Source organism: Rhodococcus sp. HNM0563 (assembly GCF_012726195.1).
Classification (GTDB): Bacteria; Actinomycetota; Actinomycetes; order Mycobacteriales; family Mycobacteriaceae; genus Rhodococcus.
The window spans coordinates 146559-161904 of the sequence record NZ_JAASAF010000005.1; the positions used below are offsets into that span (position 1 = coordinate 146559).

14 protein-coding genes are annotated in these 15346 nt (G+C 66.4%); 9 read left to right on the forward strand and 5 right to left on the reverse strand.

All coding sequences use genetic code 11. The features are described from left to right. Positions 1-2: 2 nt before the first annotated feature. The 5 genes from HCA61_RS12930 to HCA61_RS12950 form a co-directional block, all read right to left on the reverse strand. Positions 3-1073 carry a hypothetical protein gene (locus HCA61_RS12930; RefSeq protein ID WP_169688597.1) on the reverse strand — a complete coding sequence of 357 codons (1071 nt, stop codon included), beginning with the start codon at positions 1071-1073 and terminating at the stop codon, positions 3-5. Positions 1074-1077: 4 nt separating this feature from the next. Next, positions 1078-1368: a hypothetical protein gene (locus HCA61_RS12935; protein ID WP_169688598.1), complete on the reverse strand. Its 291-nt coding sequence runs from the start codon at positions 1366-1368 to the stop codon at positions 1078-1080. Then, positions 1365-1685, reverse strand: a complete 321-nt coding sequence (locus HCA61_RS12940; protein ID WP_169688599.1) for an SAV_915 family protein — start codon at positions 1683-1685, stop codon at positions 1365-1367. Before HCA61_RS12940 ends, HCA61_RS12935 begins: the two co-directional genes overlap by 4 nt. A gap of 158 nt (positions 1686-1843) precedes the next feature. After that, positions 1844-2635, reverse strand: coding sequence for a bifunctional hydroxymethylpyrimidine kinase/phosphomethylpyrimidine kinase (gene thiD / locus HCA61_RS12945; protein ID WP_169688600.1), 792 nt, complete (start codon positions 2633-2635; stop codon positions 1844-1846). A gap of 127 nt (positions 2636-2762) precedes the next feature. Then, positions 2763-3062, reverse strand: coding sequence for a hypothetical protein (locus tag HCA61_RS12950; RefSeq protein ID WP_169688601.1), 300 nt, complete (start codon positions 3060-3062; stop codon positions 2763-2765). A 100-nt stretch (positions 3063-3162) separates the two neighbouring features. Here HCA61_RS12950 and HCA61_RS12955 point away from each other — a divergent pair, with 100 nt between their 5' ends. The 9 genes from HCA61_RS12955 to rpmA all read left to right on the forward strand — a co-directional run bounded on the left by HCA61_RS12955 (position 3163) and on the right by rpmA (position 15330). After that, complete coding sequence (locus HCA61_RS12955; RefSeq protein WP_169688602.1) at positions 3163-5154, forward strand: prolyl oligopeptidase family serine peptidase; 1992 nt, start codon at positions 3163-3165, stop codon at positions 5152-5154. Next, a complete protein-coding gene (locus HCA61_RS12960; protein ID WP_169688603.1) occupies positions 5151-5741 on the forward strand; it encodes a hypothetical protein in 591 nt (196 codons plus the stop codon). The genes HCA61_RS12955 and HCA61_RS12960 overlap by 4 nt, the downstream gene beginning before the upstream one ends. Before the next feature lie 44 nt (positions 5742-5785). Further along, complete coding sequence (locus tag HCA61_RS12965; protein ID WP_206040069.1) at positions 5786-8458, forward strand: valine--tRNA ligase; 2673 nt, start codon at positions 5786-5788, stop codon at positions 8456-8458. Beyond that, the gene (locus HCA61_RS12970; protein ID WP_169688605.1) at positions 8455-9894 is read left to right on the forward strand and encodes a folylpolyglutamate synthase/dihydrofolate synthase family protein; all 1440 of its coding nucleotides are present in this window, start codon (positions 8455-8457) and stop codon (positions 9892-9894) included. The genes HCA61_RS12965 and HCA61_RS12970 overlap by 4 nt, the downstream gene beginning before the upstream one ends. A 125-nt stretch (positions 9895-10019) precedes the next feature. Next, positions 10020-10349 carry a DUF4233 domain-containing protein gene (locus HCA61_RS12975; RefSeq protein ID WP_169688895.1) on the forward strand — a complete coding sequence of 110 codons (330 nt, stop codon included), beginning with the start codon at positions 10020-10022 and terminating at the stop codon, positions 10347-10349. 17 nt (positions 10350-10366) lie between these two features. Continuing rightward, the gene (gene ndk, locus HCA61_RS12980) at positions 10367-10786 is read left to right on the forward strand and encodes a nucleoside-diphosphate kinase (RefSeq protein WP_169688606.1); all 420 of its coding nucleotides are present in this window, start codon (positions 10367-10369) and stop codon (positions 10784-10786) included. Positions 10787-11173: 387 nt separating this feature from the next. Further along, positions 11174-14494 carry a translation initiation factor IF-2 N-terminal domain-containing protein gene (locus tag HCA61_RS12985; RefSeq protein ID WP_169688607.1) on the forward strand — a complete coding sequence of 1107 codons (3321 nt, stop codon included), beginning with the start codon at positions 11174-11176 and terminating at the stop codon, positions 14492-14494. Positions 14495-14718: 224 nt separating this feature from the next. Next, positions 14719-15030 (forward strand): 50S ribosomal protein L21, encoded by a 312-nt coding sequence (gene rplU / locus HCA61_RS12990; RefSeq protein ID WP_169688608.1) that lies wholly within the window; start codon positions 14719-14721, stop codon positions 15028-15030. Between the two features lie 36 nt (positions 15031-15066). Continuing rightward, positions 15067-15330, forward strand: a complete 264-nt coding sequence (rpmA, locus tag HCA61_RS12995; RefSeq protein WP_169688609.1) for a 50S ribosomal protein L27 — start codon at positions 15067-15069, stop codon at positions 15328-15330. Positions 15331-15346: the final 16 nt, after the last annotated feature.

The window sequence follows — 15346 nt, forward strand, 5'->3', positions numbered from 1 at the left end:
TCTTACCTCACCAGCCCACCGACCGCGACCCCGAGATCCTTGAGGGAGATTGCGGCTTCGACCAATTCGCTGCCGCTGGCTTCGAGTGTGCTCATGATGCCAGCCGAGGAGTCTTCGTAGAGATGGTCGACCCCGCCTGAGGCGAATATGCCCGCCACTGTCCCAGCCAGCGCGCCGCCGAGGGTACCGACCCCGGGCAATGCTGATCCGATCAGCGCTCCTGCGGCAATCGAAGCCGCGAGGCCGGCGGAGTTGGAAACGACGGCTTGCTCGATCGACTCTCCACCGCCGTAGTAGTCGACACCGACACCGGCGACGAGGCTCAGCGCTCCCACGCCGACGGCCATCCGCCCCGGAACGTCTGCCAGCTGTGCGTGGCGTGCGGTGGTTGCGGCGAGGTCGTCGGCGGTGCCCTGGGCTGCCCCGTAGAGCCGGCGCACCTCGTCGTACGGCGTCCCGTCAGGTAGGTCGAGCACGTACTGCATCGACTGCAGAGATTGCCGCGTGAGGCCCTCGGCCCTTTCTGTGAGACCTTGCACCGTCTTCTTCAACTCTGCGGTCGTGTAGTCGAGCCCGGTGCTGGTGGTGAACGACGCGGCCCACGCTTCACTGGCCCATCGGTTGGCGACTGCGGCTACCTCACGCGCCCAGCGTGCGTGAACGTCCTGCGCCGCGGCTGCGGCATCGTTGTACGCGCGGAGGACGGTCTCGTCCGAATCGGGAGCGGGATCGGCAATGGTGTTGCACACCACGGACAATCCCGAGGCTGCGGCTCGATCGCAGAGCTCCGCCATATCTGCGAGCACCGATGCCAGTGCGGCGGCGATCTGATCGAACTGACCTGCAACGTCGAGGACCTTGTTCTGGAAGGCGTCGATGGAGTGGACGAGATCAGTGGCCACTCGAAGGAACTCCTCGGACGCATCACCGTCCCACGCATCGCCCGCGATTCGACGCGCGGCGGCTGCGTCGTCCCCTGCGCTCTCGACCGCAACTGCAAGACTTCGGCGGACCCAATCGCCGATCCGGGAGATGTCTGCGGGATCGCCGTCGATGAATGTGTCGATCGGCATCGGATCACTCGTCCATGTCGGACAGGCGGGCCACGAGGTACGCGGCCGTGTCGTCGTCGGCTCGGCGGTATGCGGCTCCGCATCCAACGAGAACCATCCCACTCGAACCGAGTGTCTCGACGAGACCGGCGAGGTCGGTGGCCACCTGAGCGAGCATTCCGGTGAGTGCGCCCGTCGCGGCACCTGCGCGCACCGCCTCGGGGAGATGCCGACCGATGTCGGCTGCAGCATAGGCGGACGTTTCGTATCGTTCTGCGGCACGGTCGAGTTCGTCGGGATCGACGTACAGCGTCATCGCGTGGCCTGCGGCGTCGGTGTGTTACCGTTGCGGTACGCGCCCCGGCGTTCGTGCTCGGGGATCTCGATGTCGAGCACGAGTACGTCCCACGAGTACACCTCGCGCAGTCGTGGGAGTAGCTGCGCGGGAACGACGAGCCAGGGCTGCATGTCGCCGCAGTAGGACACCAGACGGTCGAGTGCCGTGTAGGCGAGCAATGCTATGCGGCCGTCGCTGAGGTATCTCAGGTCGATTACGGCATCAGCCGGGTCGGAAACCGCCTGGGCACACGGAAGATACAGATATGGCGGCAGCACCGGTAGTGCGTCGGTCACGACGATCCCCCATGATCGTGTCAGCAAATGCTCGACCCCCCAGGCCGAACACGTTGACGCCGACAATAGCAAGGTCGGTTCTCGACCCGGCAGCGTGACGCGATACTTCGGTGTGTGCTGCTGGTAGCAGGGGCTACCAGAAGCGCGCACGGGTGCGGCTACGCGCCCTGCCAGACCGTGTCGAACGGGGTGTGCGCCGACACGCGACCCTTGATGCCGTTCGTGACGAAATCCTTTGCGGCCTTCACTGCCTCGGCTACCTCGGTGCCCTTCGCGAGCTCCGCGGTGATGGCAGCCGCGAGCGTGCATCCGGCACCGGACACGCGTTCGTTGCCGACCTTCGGAGCGGTCAGGAGGGTGACGTTCTCGCCGTCGAACAACACATCGACAGCTTCGTCGCCGGGCAACTCCACGCCGCCCTTTGCCACGACGTACTTCGGGCCGAGATCGTGGATCCGGCGCGCCGCCTCGGTCAGGTCTTCGATGGACCCGATGGACTCCATCCCCGACAGCGTCTGAGCTTCGAACAGGTTCGGAGTGATCACCGTCGCGTGCGGCAGGATCTGCTGACGCAAGGCGTTGTCGGTGTCGAGCGCCGCGCCGGGTTCCTGACCCTTGCAGATCAGGACCGGATCGAGCACCACGTGTCGCCAGGAGGATTTGCCCAGCCCGTCCGCGACGACGTCGATGGTCGCGGGCGTGCCGAGCATGCCGATCTTCACGACGTCGAGGTCGTGTGCGGACGTGGCGGCCTCGATCTGATCGGCGATGACCTCGGCGGGCACCGGGAAGAAACGGTGTCCCCAGTTGTTCTTCGGATCGAACGAAACGATGCACGTCGCCGTGCCGACGCCGTACACCCCGAGCTGCTGGAACGTCTTGAGGTCGACCTGCAGGCCTGCGCCGCCGGTCGCTTCCGACCCGGCGATGACATATGCGAGATCGACCACTGTACGTTCTCCGTTCGATATCGGGGAGACGAAACCCGAACTGTTTCGTCGAACGACCAGGTTACAACTGGCGGCCGATCGCCCGCCGATCGCGTCACTCAGAGGTTCCGAAGCGACTCGTCGGGCGTCACCTGCTGACGAGTTGAGACGCCACCGCGGTGCCTGCCGCGACGACGCCGACTGCCGGCCAGGCGCCGATCTGCTTCGCCAAGGGATGAGAGGCACCGAACGCGCCCACGTAGGTGGCGACGAGCGCGGCTGTGCGGGCGGGGCCGCTCGTGCGCGCCCAATGCGTCCCGCACACCACACAGGCGACGCCGAGCACAGCGCCGCCGAGCGGACGGTTGCCGGTGCGGCGTGCAACGGCGTAGCCGCCGACGAGCCCGCCTGCAGCGAGCGCAGACACGGCGGTCTTGTTCAATGCCACGAGGTCTCCTTCTGGCTGTTTCTCCAGTTTTCTCCACACGGTAGCGCGGCTGCGAATCTGCCGGCCGCGCGCGAGTGCTCGGACGCCTAGGGTTCTGGACATGACGGACTTCGACGACCTCGACGACTTCCTTGCGCTGCCGCGTGCCACGACGCTCGTGATGTCGCCGGACGGCGCCCGGTTGGTCCTCGCTCAATCGACCCTCGACGACACGGCGACGTCGTTCATCGGTGCACTCTGGGAAATCGACCCCTCGGGCGGAGAACCGGCACGCCGGCTGACCAACGGAGCGAAGGGGGAGTCGAACCCGGCCTTCACCGAGACCGGGGATCTTCTCTTCACCGCGGTCCGGGGCGGAGACGACGAACCGACCGCGCTGTGGCGACTCCCCGCCGCCGGTGGTGAGGCAGCCAAGGTGATCGCTCGCAAAGGCAGTATTGCGGGTGTGCATGCCGCCGCCCGAGCAGACCGGCTCGTCGTCACCGCGAACGTGCTCGGCCACAGCGACACCGACGACGAACGCGTCCGCGCCGCCCGCAAGGACCGCAAGGTCTCGGCCGTGATGCACACCGGCTACCCGGTGCGGTACTGGGACCACGATCTCGGCCCCGACCGCCCGCACCTGCTCACCGTCGGCGCCGACGGTGAGCTCACCGACCTGACACCCGGCGTCCGGAGTTCGCTGCGCGACGCGCAACTCGACGTCGCCGCCGACGGCTCGTTCGCGGCGTCCACCTGGGTCGTGGCGGGGCCCCTCGCTTCGCGACGCACGACGCTCGTGCGGGTCGACCTGACCACCGGACTGCGCACCCCGCTCGTCGACGACGATACCGGTGACGCGACACACCCGGCGCTCTCGCCGGACGGGACGAAGCTCGCATATCTACACGAATCGCTGAGTGATCCGGACACACCGCCACAGATCACACTGCGCATCCTCGATATCGCCGACGGCATCACCACCGTCGAAGCACGCGACTGGGACCGCCGACCCACCTCGATCGCGTGGTTGCCTGATGGTGCGGGTCTCGTACTGACCGCCGACGAGAAGGGGCGAGGCCCGGTCTTCGTGCTGCGGTCCGGAGCCGATCGTCCGGAACAGCTCACCCTCGACGACGCCGCGTACACCGATGTGTCCGTCGCACCGGATGGCGCGACGCTGTTCGCGTTGCGTGCCTCCTACGAGGCGCCGCCGCATCCCGTGCGTGTCGCGCTGACCGGCCCCGACGCCGGAACGGTGACGCCGCTGCAGGCGCCCGCGGAACTGCCGGACCTGCCGGGGCGACTCACCGGCGTCGTCGCAACGGCCGACGACGGCACTCCCGTGCGCGGCTGGCTCGCCCTCCCTGACACCGCGACGGCGGATGCGCCGGCACCGCTGCTGCTGTGGATCCACGGCGGGCCGCTGAGCAGCTGGAACACGTGGTCGTGGCGATGGAATCCGTGGCTGCTGGTCGCGCGCGGCTACGCGGTGCTGCTGCCGGACCCGGCGCTGTCGACCGGATACGGCGACCACTTTCTTCGCCGCGGATGGGGTCGTTGGGGCAAGGAGCCCTACACCGACCTCATGGCGATCACCGACACCGTCGAGGCGCGCCCTGACATCGACGCCGCGCGTACCGCCGCGATGGGCGGCTCCTTCGGTGGATACATGGCCAATTGGGTTGCCGGACATACAGACCGCTTCCGCGCTATCGTGACGCATGCGAGCCTGTGGGCGCTCGATCAGTTCGTGCCGACCACCGACGTCGCGTGGTACTGGCAGCGCGAGATGACCCCCGAGATGGCCGTCGAGAACTCGCCACACCTGTACGTCGCCGACATCGTCACCCCGATGCTCGTCATCCACGGCGACAAGGACTATCGCGTCCCGATCGGGGAAGCGCTACGTCTCTGGTACGAGTTGCTCAACGAATCCGGTCTGCCCGCTGAGGACGACGGCACCACAGCCCACCGTTTCCTGTATTTCCCGAGCGAGAACCATTGGGTGCTCAGCCCTCAGCACACCAAGATCTGGTACCAGGCCGTCGAGGCGTTCCTGTCCGAACACGTCCTCGGCACTCCGATCGAACTGCCGGAGATCCTCGGGTGAGTCCGGAGAACCGGACAGGAACGTCGCGCGAACGCACGCCGACGCCGCGTTGGTGGCGGATCGGAGTGTGTGCGGTGCTTCCGGTTCTCGTCGGCGCTGCGTGTGTGGTGTTGCTGGGTGCGCAGCTTCAGCCGGTCATGCCGTTCATCGTTGTGATCCTCGTGGGTTGGGTATTCGTCCTGCTGGGGTCCGTGTGGCTCGCGCTGGCACTGATCCGGCTGTGGCGGTATCGGCCGGACCGTCGCCTGTGGATCACTCCCGGAATTGTTGTCGCGACTGCCGTCGTGAGTGGCTTCGGAATCCCGTCGTGGATCGGGTGGCACATGTCGAAAGGTGAGCTCGAGCAGCGTGCGGCCACCTGCGAGCCGTCGCTCGACGACATCCGTATCGGTGTCTATAAGGTGCGTCAGGTCACGTCCGAGGCGGGTGGCTGTCATTTCATTACCCGGGGCGGGCTGTTCAATTCGGTCGGAGTCGCGCACCTACCGCAGGGGACCGACAAGATCGGGAATCCGGAAGCAGAAGGCGACATCGGCTATCGGCACTTCCACGGCGATTGGTACACCTTCACCGCGATCGTCTTCTGACTCGGGTCGTGTCCTGGTGATTTGTGCCATCCGCTTACGATTGTCTGGTGACCAGTGCACCAGAGAACTCGCAGAACCGCGCCGACGCCCTCCCGAAGAGCTGGGACCCCAGTGCAGTCGAGGAGGCCCTGTATCAGGGCTGGGTAGATGCCGGGTACTTCGAGGCCGACCCGGCGAGCGACAAGCCCGGGTACTCAATCGTGCTGCCACCCCCGAACGTCACCGGCAGTCTGCACATGGGTCACGCGCTCGATCACACCCTGATGGATGCCCTCACACGCCGAAAGCGTATGCAGGGCTACGAGGTCCTGTGGTTGCCCGGTATGGACCACGCCGGCATCGCGACGCAGACCGTGGTCGAGAAGCAACTCGCCGCCGACGGCAAGACCAAGGAAGACCTCGGCCGGGAACGGTTCATCGAGAAGGTGTGGGACTGGAAGCGCGAATCCGGCGGCACCATCCAGGGCCAGATGCGCCGTATCGGCGACGGCGTCGACTGGTCCCGCGACCGTTTCACGATGGACGACGGCCTGTCCCGTGCCGTGCAGACGATCTTCAAGCGGATGTACGACGACGGCCTCATCTACCGCGCCGAACGACTCGTGAACTGGTCGCCCGTGCTGCAGACGGCGATCTCCGACATCGAGGTCAAGTTCGAAGAGGTCGAGGGTGAACTCGTCTCTCTGCGCTACGGCTCGCTGAACGACGATGAGCCTCACGTGATCGTTGCGACGACCCGTGTCGAGACGATGCTCGGCGACACCGCGGTGGCGGTTCACCCCGACGACGAGCGCTACAAGCACCTCCTCGGTACGACCCTCGAACATCCGATCACCGGACGGCAGATTCCGGTCATTGCGGACGAATACGTCGACCCCGAGTTCGGCACCGGTGCCGTGAAGATCACTCCGGCTCACGACCCCAACGACTTCGAGATGGGACTGCGGCACAACCTGCCCATGCCCACCATCATGGACAAGACCGGCAAGATCGCCGACTCGGGAACCCGATTCGACGGCATGGACCGGTTCGAGGCCCGGGTCGCGATCCGCAAGGAGCTTGCCGAGCAGGGCCGCGTTGTCGCAGAGAAACGTCCTTACCTGCACAGCGTCGGACATTCGGAACGCTCCGGCGAGACCATCGAGCCGCGCCTGTCGATGCAGTGGTGGGTCAAGGTCGAATCCCTGGCCAAAGCCGCAGGTGATGCCGTGCGCGGCGGCGACATGGTGATCCACCCCCAAAGCCAGGAACCGCGTTGGTTCGACTGGATCGACAACATGCACGACTGGTGCATCTCGCGCCAGTTGTGGTGGGGTCATCGCATTCCGATCTGGTACGGCCCCGATGGGGAGGTCGCCTGCTTCGGCCCCGACGAGACTGCCCCCGAAGGGTGGGAACAGGACCCGGACGTGCTCGACACGTGGTTCTCCTCGGGTCTGTGGCCGTTCTCCACGATGGGCTGGCCGGCCAAGACACCCGAACTGGACAAGTTCTATCCCACCAGCGTTCTCGTCACCGGATACGACATCCTGTTCTTCTGGGTCGCCCGCATGATGATGTTCGGCACCTATGTGTCCGGCGACGAAGCGCTCGACGGGGGCGAGGGCGGCAAGGTTCCGTTCAAGGACCTGTTCCTGCACGGCCTCGTCCGCGACCAGTTCGGCAAGAAGATGTCGAAGTCGCGCGGCAACGGCATCGACCCCCTCGACTGGGTCGACCGTTTCGGCGCCGACGCTCTGCGCTTCACTCTCGCGCGCGGCGCGAACCCCGGTAGCGATCTCGCTGTCGGTGAGGATCACGCTCAGTCGTCGAGGAACTTCGCGAACAAGCTTTTCAACGCCACCAAGTTCGCCCTCATGAACGGGGCGGTCATCGGGGAGCTACCCGCCCGCGACGCCCTGACCGATGCCGACCGGTGGATTCTCGACCGGCTCGAGCAGGTGCGCGCCGACGTCGATGCAGCTTTCGACCGCTACGAGTTCTCCAAGGCGTGCGAGACGCTCTATCACTTCGCGTGGGACGAGGTGTGCGACTGGTACCTCGAGCTCGCCAAGGTTCAGCTGGCCGAGGGCAGCGTCCACGCCGACGGCACCAAGACCGTTCTCGGAACCGTCCTCGATGCGCTGCTTCGGCTGCTGCATCCGGTGATCCCGTTCGTCACCGAAACCCTGTGGAAGGTGCTCACGGGTGGGGAATCGGTCGTGATCGCCGACTGGCCCGCTGCTGCAGGTGTCGCGGCAGACGCGGACTCGTCCCGCCGAATCGGGGATCTGCAGAAGCTCGTCACCGAGATCCGTCGTTTCCGTAGTGACCAGGGTCTCAAGCCGTCGCAGAAAGTCGCGGCCCGTCTCGCGAATATCGACGCCGCGCAACTCGACGCCCAGGTACCTGCTGTGCAGTCGCTCGCGCGTCTGACGTCGCCCGAGGAAGGCTTCAGCGCGTCCGCATCCATCGAGGTGCGCCTGAGCCGCGCGACGGTCACCGTCGAACTCGACACCTCGGGGACGATCGACATCGGTGCGGAGATCGCGCGACTGCGCAAGGACCTCGCGGCAGCGGAGAAGGAACTTGCCGGCACCACAGCGAAGCTCGGCAACGAGGCGTTTCTGTCCAAGGCACCTGCCCCCGTCGTGGAGAAGATCACGGGACGAAAGCAGATCGCCGAAGAAGAGATCGACCGCATCACCGCGAGGCTGAAGGAGCTGGGACAGGCGTGAGCGCCGACAACGCGGGAGTTCCCGAGCGTCCGGGAACACCGTCCCCGGTCGATCTTGCGGAACTCGCACTGGTCGAGGCCGAGCTCGACAAACGGTGGCCCGAGACGAAGATCGAGCCGTCTCTGACACAGATCTCGGCGTTGATGGACATCCTCGGTTCGCCGCAGCTCAACTATCCGTCGATCCATGTCGCAGGGACGAACGGCAAGACGTCGGTGACGCGGATGATCGATGCCCTCCTGACCCGGATGCAGCATCGGACCGGTCGCACCACGAGCCCGCACCTGCAGATCGCCACCGAACGGATCAGCGTCGACGGTGCGCCCATTTCGCCGCGCACCTACGTCGACACCTTCCGCGACATCGAGCCGTACGTGCGGATGGTCGACGAACAGTCGGAGGCTGCAGGCGGTCCGAAGATGAGCAAGTTCGAGGTCACGACTGCGATGGCGTTCGCGGCGTTCGCCGACGCTCCTGTCGACGTCGCGATCGTCGAGGTGGGCCTCGGTGGACGCTGGGATGCGACCAACGTCGTCACCGGTCAAGTAGCCGTGATCACCCCGATCGGTATCGACCACACCGGGTATCTCGGGGAGACACTCACCGAGATCGCGGGGGAGAAAGCCGGAATCATCAAGAAGGCTCCCGAGGACGGCCTCGTCCCCCGCGACACCGTCGCGATCATCGCGCAGCAGGAACCCGAAGCGATGGACGTGTTGCTGCGGCAGGCCGTCGAGGCGGACGCCGCGGTTGCCCGGCAGGGTTCGGAATTCTCGGTAGTGCGCCGCGCTGTGGCGATCGGTGGCCAGCAGATCGACCTGCAGGGACTCGGGGGGCTCTACACCGACATCTTCCTGCCGCTTCACGGCGAGCATCAGGCGTTCAATGCGTCGCTCGCTCTTGCCGCCGTCGAAGCGTTCTTCGGTGCCGGCCCCGACAAGCAGCTCGACGTCGATACGGTGCGTGACGCTTTCGCGTCGGTCGTCAATCCGGGCCGGCTGGAGCGGGTGCGAAACGCCCCGACGGTCTTCCTCGACGCTGCGCACAACCCACACGGAGCTAAAGCTCTCGCCGCGGCCCTCTCCGACGAGTTCGATTTTCGTAAGCTCGTCGGCGTCGTCAGCGTGATGGCGGACAAGGACGTCGCGGGACTTATCGAGGCGCTCGAGCCGGTGTTCGACGAGATCGTCGTGACGCACAACGGTTCGCCGCGCGCCATGGATGTCGATGATCTCGCGAACGTCGCAGTCGCGCGTTTCGGTGACGAACGCGTCGTCACCGCAGCAAACCTGGCCGACGCGATCGAGACCGCCATCGCGATCGCAGAGGAAGTCGGCGAGCCGGGCGAAGCGGTGTCGGGCGCCGGTGTCGTCGTGACCGGTTCGGTCGTGACTGCCGGAGCTGCGCGCACACTCTTCGGAAAGGACCCTGCGTGAGTAACGACAATGCCCGGCACAACGAGAGTTCGGGTTCGAGCGAGGACGCCGTGCGCGAGGGGAACGCTGCGAACGCGGAGTTCCTCCCGCCGACAACCGATCCGTGGAAGGGATTCCGCGGTGTGATGGCAGGCACGCTCGTGCTCGAAGCGATCGTCGTGCTGCTGGTGCTCCCGGTGATCGCGACGCTCGGTGGCGGACTGACGGCCGTGTCGACCGGATACGTCGTGGGGCTCGCAGTGTTGATGTTGCTCGGCGCGGGTGTCCAGGGACGGTCGTGGGCAATCCCATTCAACATCGTGCTGCAGGTCCTGACGGTCCTCGGTTTCTTCATCGACCTTGCGTTCGGCGCGATCGGTGTTCTGTTCTGTGTGGTGTGGGCATACATCCTCTACCTGCGTAAAGACATCAAGGACCGTGAGCGGCGGGGTCTGCTTCCCGGCCAGCGTGGCTGAACCACTACGCTGTCTTCGTGACTGAGCGGACCCTGGTACTCATCAAGCCCGACGGCGTTGCCCGCCGTCATGTCGGAGAGATCCTGTCGCGCATCGAGCGCAAGGGACTGAACATCGTGGCTCTCGAGCTGCGCACCGCCCCCGCGGACATCGCGGCGGCCCACTACGCGGAGCATGAGGGCAAGCCCTTCTACCCGGGTCTGCTCGACTTCATCACCGGTGGCCCCCTGGTTGCGGCAGTGCTGGAAGGACCGCGTGCGATCGCCGCGTTCCGGCAGCTCGCCGGAGGCACCGATCCTGTCGAGAAGGCAGTCCCGGGCTCGATCCGCGGCGACCTCGGGCTGGAGGCGGGGGAGAACCTGGTGCACGGCTCCGACTCTGTGGAGTCGGCCGAGCGCGAGATCGCGCTGTGGTTCCCCGCACTCGTGTCCGCGTAGATCCGGCCCTTTCGAATGTGCTCGGCGGCGCCCTTCGGGGCGCCGTTGGCGTATCTGTACATGTCTGTGTGGGATACTGGGGGAGGTTGTACCGCACGAGCCCGCGCGGCACGACCGAAGACATCACGGATCGATGCCCGACATCGCTGTGGCCGAGGAACGCAGGAGATACCTCGCTCGGCCGCACGCTGGATGCACCGGCGCTCGATCCGCGATCTAATCAGGCATCGCTCGGCCGTGCAGTGAAAACGGGCACAGGACGACCGAGTGATGCGCGACCGGAAGAACTCGCGCTTACTGCGCGAGTACACAAGCAGCGCCCCCGTGTGGCCGCTCACATCGCCATTCCGCGGTGATGGACGCGCCCGGGGGTCTTAGGAGACTTACGTGGCCGATCAAGAGCCGCAGGAAAACAACTCGACCGAGGCGAATGCCCTGAACTTGCCCGCGAAGATCCGCGTGCATGCTCTCGCCAAACTCCTCGGGTTGACCAGCAAACAGGTGATGGCGAAGGCCGCCGAGCTCGGTACCGAACTGCGCAGCGCCCACTCGACCCTTCCCCGCGAGGCTGCGGAGGAATTGCACAGCGCGTTGAGCGGCCCGGCCGAACAGGCCCCTCCGGCGCCGACGCCGAGTGACGTCTCGGCGCCCGATGACATACCGGTGCCCACCGAAGCGCCGGTGCCCACCGAAGCGCCGGAAGCCGCAGAGACACCGGTAGCCGACGAATCGACCACTGGCCACACCCTCGAACTCGACGACACGAAGGACGCCGCGGCGACCGAGCCCGTTGCCGCGCCGTCCGTGGGCGGCCCGACCGGATTGTTCACCTCTCTCGAGCAGGACACACCACTGTTCGAGATCCCCGAACCCGTGCCCGCCGACCCGACCGAGCAGGTCGCAGCCCCGCTGTTCCTTCAGCCCGAGGTTCCCTCGGCGGAGGAGGGCGAGAATCGTCCGCGTCGCCGTCGGGCGCGTCGTGGAACTGCGGCGCCGGTTGCCGACGAGGCGGCCGCGTCCACCGAAACCACCGCCGAAGCTGCGCCGGAGACCGGAGCGACTGCCGAGCCGACGGAGTCCGCTCCGGCCGAAGGACACGACGAGCAGGACGACCATCCGCGCCGCCGCCGCCGTGGTCGGCGCGGACGTGGGCGTGGACGTGGTGACAGCGCCGAGAACGAGCAGCAGGACGGCTCCGCGGAGCAGGCCGAGCGCGAGCATTCCGAACCGGCGAAGTCCGGCGACTCCGAGAGCGACAGCAGCGAGGAGAAGGCTGCGCCCGCCGTGGAGCCCGCTGCGGATGAGACCGCTGCAGACGGTGCGGCGGACAGCAAGCCGGAGGAGTCCGAGGACACCTCGGGAGACGACGACTCGGGAGACGAGGCCCAGGGAGACGGCACCTCGCGCCGCCGCCGTCGTCGGCGACGCAGGCGCGGCACCGGTGACGGCGCCGAAACCGTCTCGGAGGACGATCCGCCCAACACTGTCGTCCACGAGCGCGAACCGCGCACCAAGGCGAGGGCTGCGAAGGACGAGGTTCAGGGGATCAGCGGGTCGACCCGCCTCGAAGCCAAGCGCCAGCGCCGTCGCGACGGTCGCGAGGCCGGGCGGAGGCGCCCACCGATCCTCACCGAGTCGGAGTTCCTCGCCCGTCGCGAATCGGTCGAGCGCGTCATGGTCGTCCGAGAGAAGGTCGACGGACCTCACATCGGCATGACCCAGGTTGCCGTGCTCGAAGACGGCATCCTCGTCGAGCACTTCGTGACGAGCGCGGGGTCGGCGTCGATGGTCGGCAACATCTACATCGGCCGGGTCCAGAACGTGCTTCCCTCGATGGAAGCCGCCTTCATCGACATCGGTCGCGGCCGCAACGGTGTGCTGTACGCCGGCGAGGTCAACTGGGAAGCGGCAGGCCTCGGTGGTCAGTCCCGCAAGATCGAGCAGGCTCTCAAGCCGGGCGACCAGGTGGTCGTGCAGGTGAGCAAGGACCCGGTCGGTCACAAGGGTGCACGTCTGACAACCCAGATCAGTCTCGCCGGACGATTCCTCGTGTACGTGCCGGGTGGGTCGTCGACAGGTATCAGCCGCAAGCTGCCCGACACCGAACGGAAGCGTCTCAAGGACATCCTCCGTGAGATCGTCCCGGCCGATGCCGGCGTGATCATCCGCACCGCCGCCGAAGGCGTCAGTGAGGACGAACTCGCACGCGACGTTGCTCGTCTGCAATCGCAGTGGGAAGCGGTCCGAGAACAGGCCGACAAGGTGCAGTCCGACGGGTCGGGCCAGCCGAAGGCTCTGTACGAGGAGCCGGACCTGCTCGTGAAGGTTGTTCGCGACCTGTTCAACGAAGACTTCTCCAAGCTGGTCATCGAAGGTGAGAAGTCGTGGAACACCGTCGAGAGCTACATCCGTACCGTGGCGTCCGACCTGCTGCCGCGAGTGGAGCGTTACCGGTCGGAGTCGACGGTGGATGTCTTCGGTGCGCATCGGATCGATGAGCAGCTCGCGAAGGCACTGGACCGTAAGGTGTGGTTGCCGTCCGGTGGCACCCTCGTCATCGACCGCACCGAAGCGATGACCGTGGTCGATGTGAACACCGGCAAGTTCACCGGCGCGGGCGGCAATCTCGAAGAGACCGTAACCCGCAACAATCTCGAAGCTGCCGAAGAGGTCGTGCGGCAGATGCGCCTGCGCGACATCGGCGGCATGATCGTCGTCGACTTCATCGACATGGTGCTCGAGTCGAACCGCGACCTGGTGTTGCGTCGCCTCACCGAGGCACTCGGTCGCGACCGCACCCGGCATCAGGTGTCCGAGGTGACGTCGCTCGGTCTCGTCCAGATGACGCGGAAGCGTCTCGGGACCGGACTGGTGGAGGCGTTTTCCACGACCTGTGACCACTGCCAGGGACGCGGCATCATCGTGCATTCCGAACCGGTCGAGGCGAAGCCTGCCGAGGAGTCCGGACGGTCGTCGCAGGGCGGAGGGTCGCGCCGCAAACGTGGACGAGACAAGAGCAACCAGCAGCAGGACGTCGTCGCCGAACCCGCCGCCGCGTCCCCGGCGCACGTCCCCGACCCGGAGGAGGCCGCGAAGCGCGCGGCCCATCCGGTGGCGTTGGCGATGGCTGCCCACCAAGCGCACGACAAGCCTGCCGACGACACCAAGCCTGCCGACGACACCGAAACGACCGCCGTGTCGACACCGCAGGTCGACACGGCTGCCGGCGAGCTGCTCGCCGATGCCGTGGTCTCACAGAACCAGGAGGCCGAGACGGTCGAGACGAAGGAGCACGCCTCCGGGGTTCGCGGCGAGTCCGTGTCCGATCTCACAGAGGAACGAGAGCTTCCCGCGAAGTCGGTGGAGCCGGAACCCAGCGAGGAGTCCGAGCCGGTGACGAGCGCCCCTGAGACGACAGAGCAGGAGGCGGTTGCGGAACCCGAGATCGGACAGTCCGCGTCGACTCCGCGCCGTCGGCGTGCCCGCAGGGTTTCGCGGCCGGCAGCGGCACCGGTCGAAGATCGTGCAGGTGAACCCCGGGTGTTCGTGATGTCGGTGCCCACGCCTGAAACCACAGCGGAGGCCCCGTCGCCCGAGCACGCCGCGCCGACGAACGACGGAACGCCCGACGTGGAGATCGTTCGTCGTCCCCGTCGTCGTCGTGCGGCGGGGCGTCCTGCGGGACCGCCGGTCGACGCCGAGGTGTGACATGCTGGGGCCGGGTCGACCCGCGTCGACCCGGTCCCGCCCGCACCTGGTTTGACCCTGGTAGTCACCTTCCCGTAATCTTGCACAGTCGCTACTCGGCGATACAGCCCAGCTGCGCCTGGATGCAGGAAGTCGGCGGGACCCGAGTCAGCAGCCACACCAGACCAGTCGCGTCGCAACACTGTGACGCGAGCACGTTCGAAGAAGCAAGGGGTAGCCGTCCGATGGCAACGTACGCGATCGTCAAGACCGGCGGTAAGCAGTACAAGGTCGCTGAGGGCGATCTCGTCAAGGTCGAGAAGATCGAGGGTGAGCCCGGCACGGCTGTCTCGCTTGCTCCGGTCCTCGTCGTCGACGGGTCCGCGCTGACCACCGACGCAGACGCTCTGGCCAAGGTCTCGGTCTCTGCCGAGATCGTCGAGCACACCAAGGGCCCGAAGATCCGCATCCACAAGTTCAAGAACAAGACCGGGTACCACAAGCGCCAGGGCCACCGTCAGAAGCTGACGGTTGTCAAGGTCACCGGTATCAAGTAACTCGAACTTCGGCTTCACAACCCAGGAGGGTTCGTCATGGCACACAAGAAGGGCGCATCCAGCTCCCGTAACGGTCGCGATTCGAACGCACAGCGACTCGGCGTGAAGCGTTTCGGCGGCCAGTCCGTCAACGCCGGCGAGATCATCGTGCGTCAGCGTGGCACCCACTTCCACCCGGGCGTGAACGTGGGACGTGGCGGCGACGACACGCTGTTCGCTCTCGCGGCGGGTGCTGTCGAGTTCGGCAGCAAGCGTGGTCGCAAGACCGTCAACATCGTCCCGGCCACGGCAGACGCCTGAGTCAGCCGTCCGATAA

Excerpts from the sequence above, each read along its gene's own strand:
- HCA61_RS12930 (WP_169688597.1), bottom strand. The coding sequence starts at position 1,073 with ATGCCGATCGACACATTCATCGACGGCGATCCCGCAGACATCTCCCGG.
- HCA61_RS12935 (WP_169688598.1), bottom strand. The coding sequence starts at position 1,368 with ATGACGCTGTACGTCGATCCCGACGAACTCGACCGTGCCGCAGAACGA.
- HCA61_RS12955 (WP_169688602.1), top strand. The coding sequence starts at position 3,163 with ATGACGGACTTCGACGACCTCGACGACTTCCTTGCGCTGCCGCGTGCC.
- HCA61_RS12975 (WP_169688895.1), top strand. The coding sequence starts at position 10,020 with ATGGCAGGCACGCTCGTGCTCGAAGCGATCGTCGTGCTGCTGGTGCTC.
- rplU (WP_169688608.1), top strand. The coding sequence starts at position 14,719 with ATGGCAACGTACGCGATCGTCAAGACCGGCGGTAAGCAGTACAAGGTC.
- rpmA (WP_169688609.1), top strand. The coding sequence starts at position 15,067 with ATGGCACACAAGAAGGGCGCATCCAGCTCCCGTAACGGTCGCGATTCG.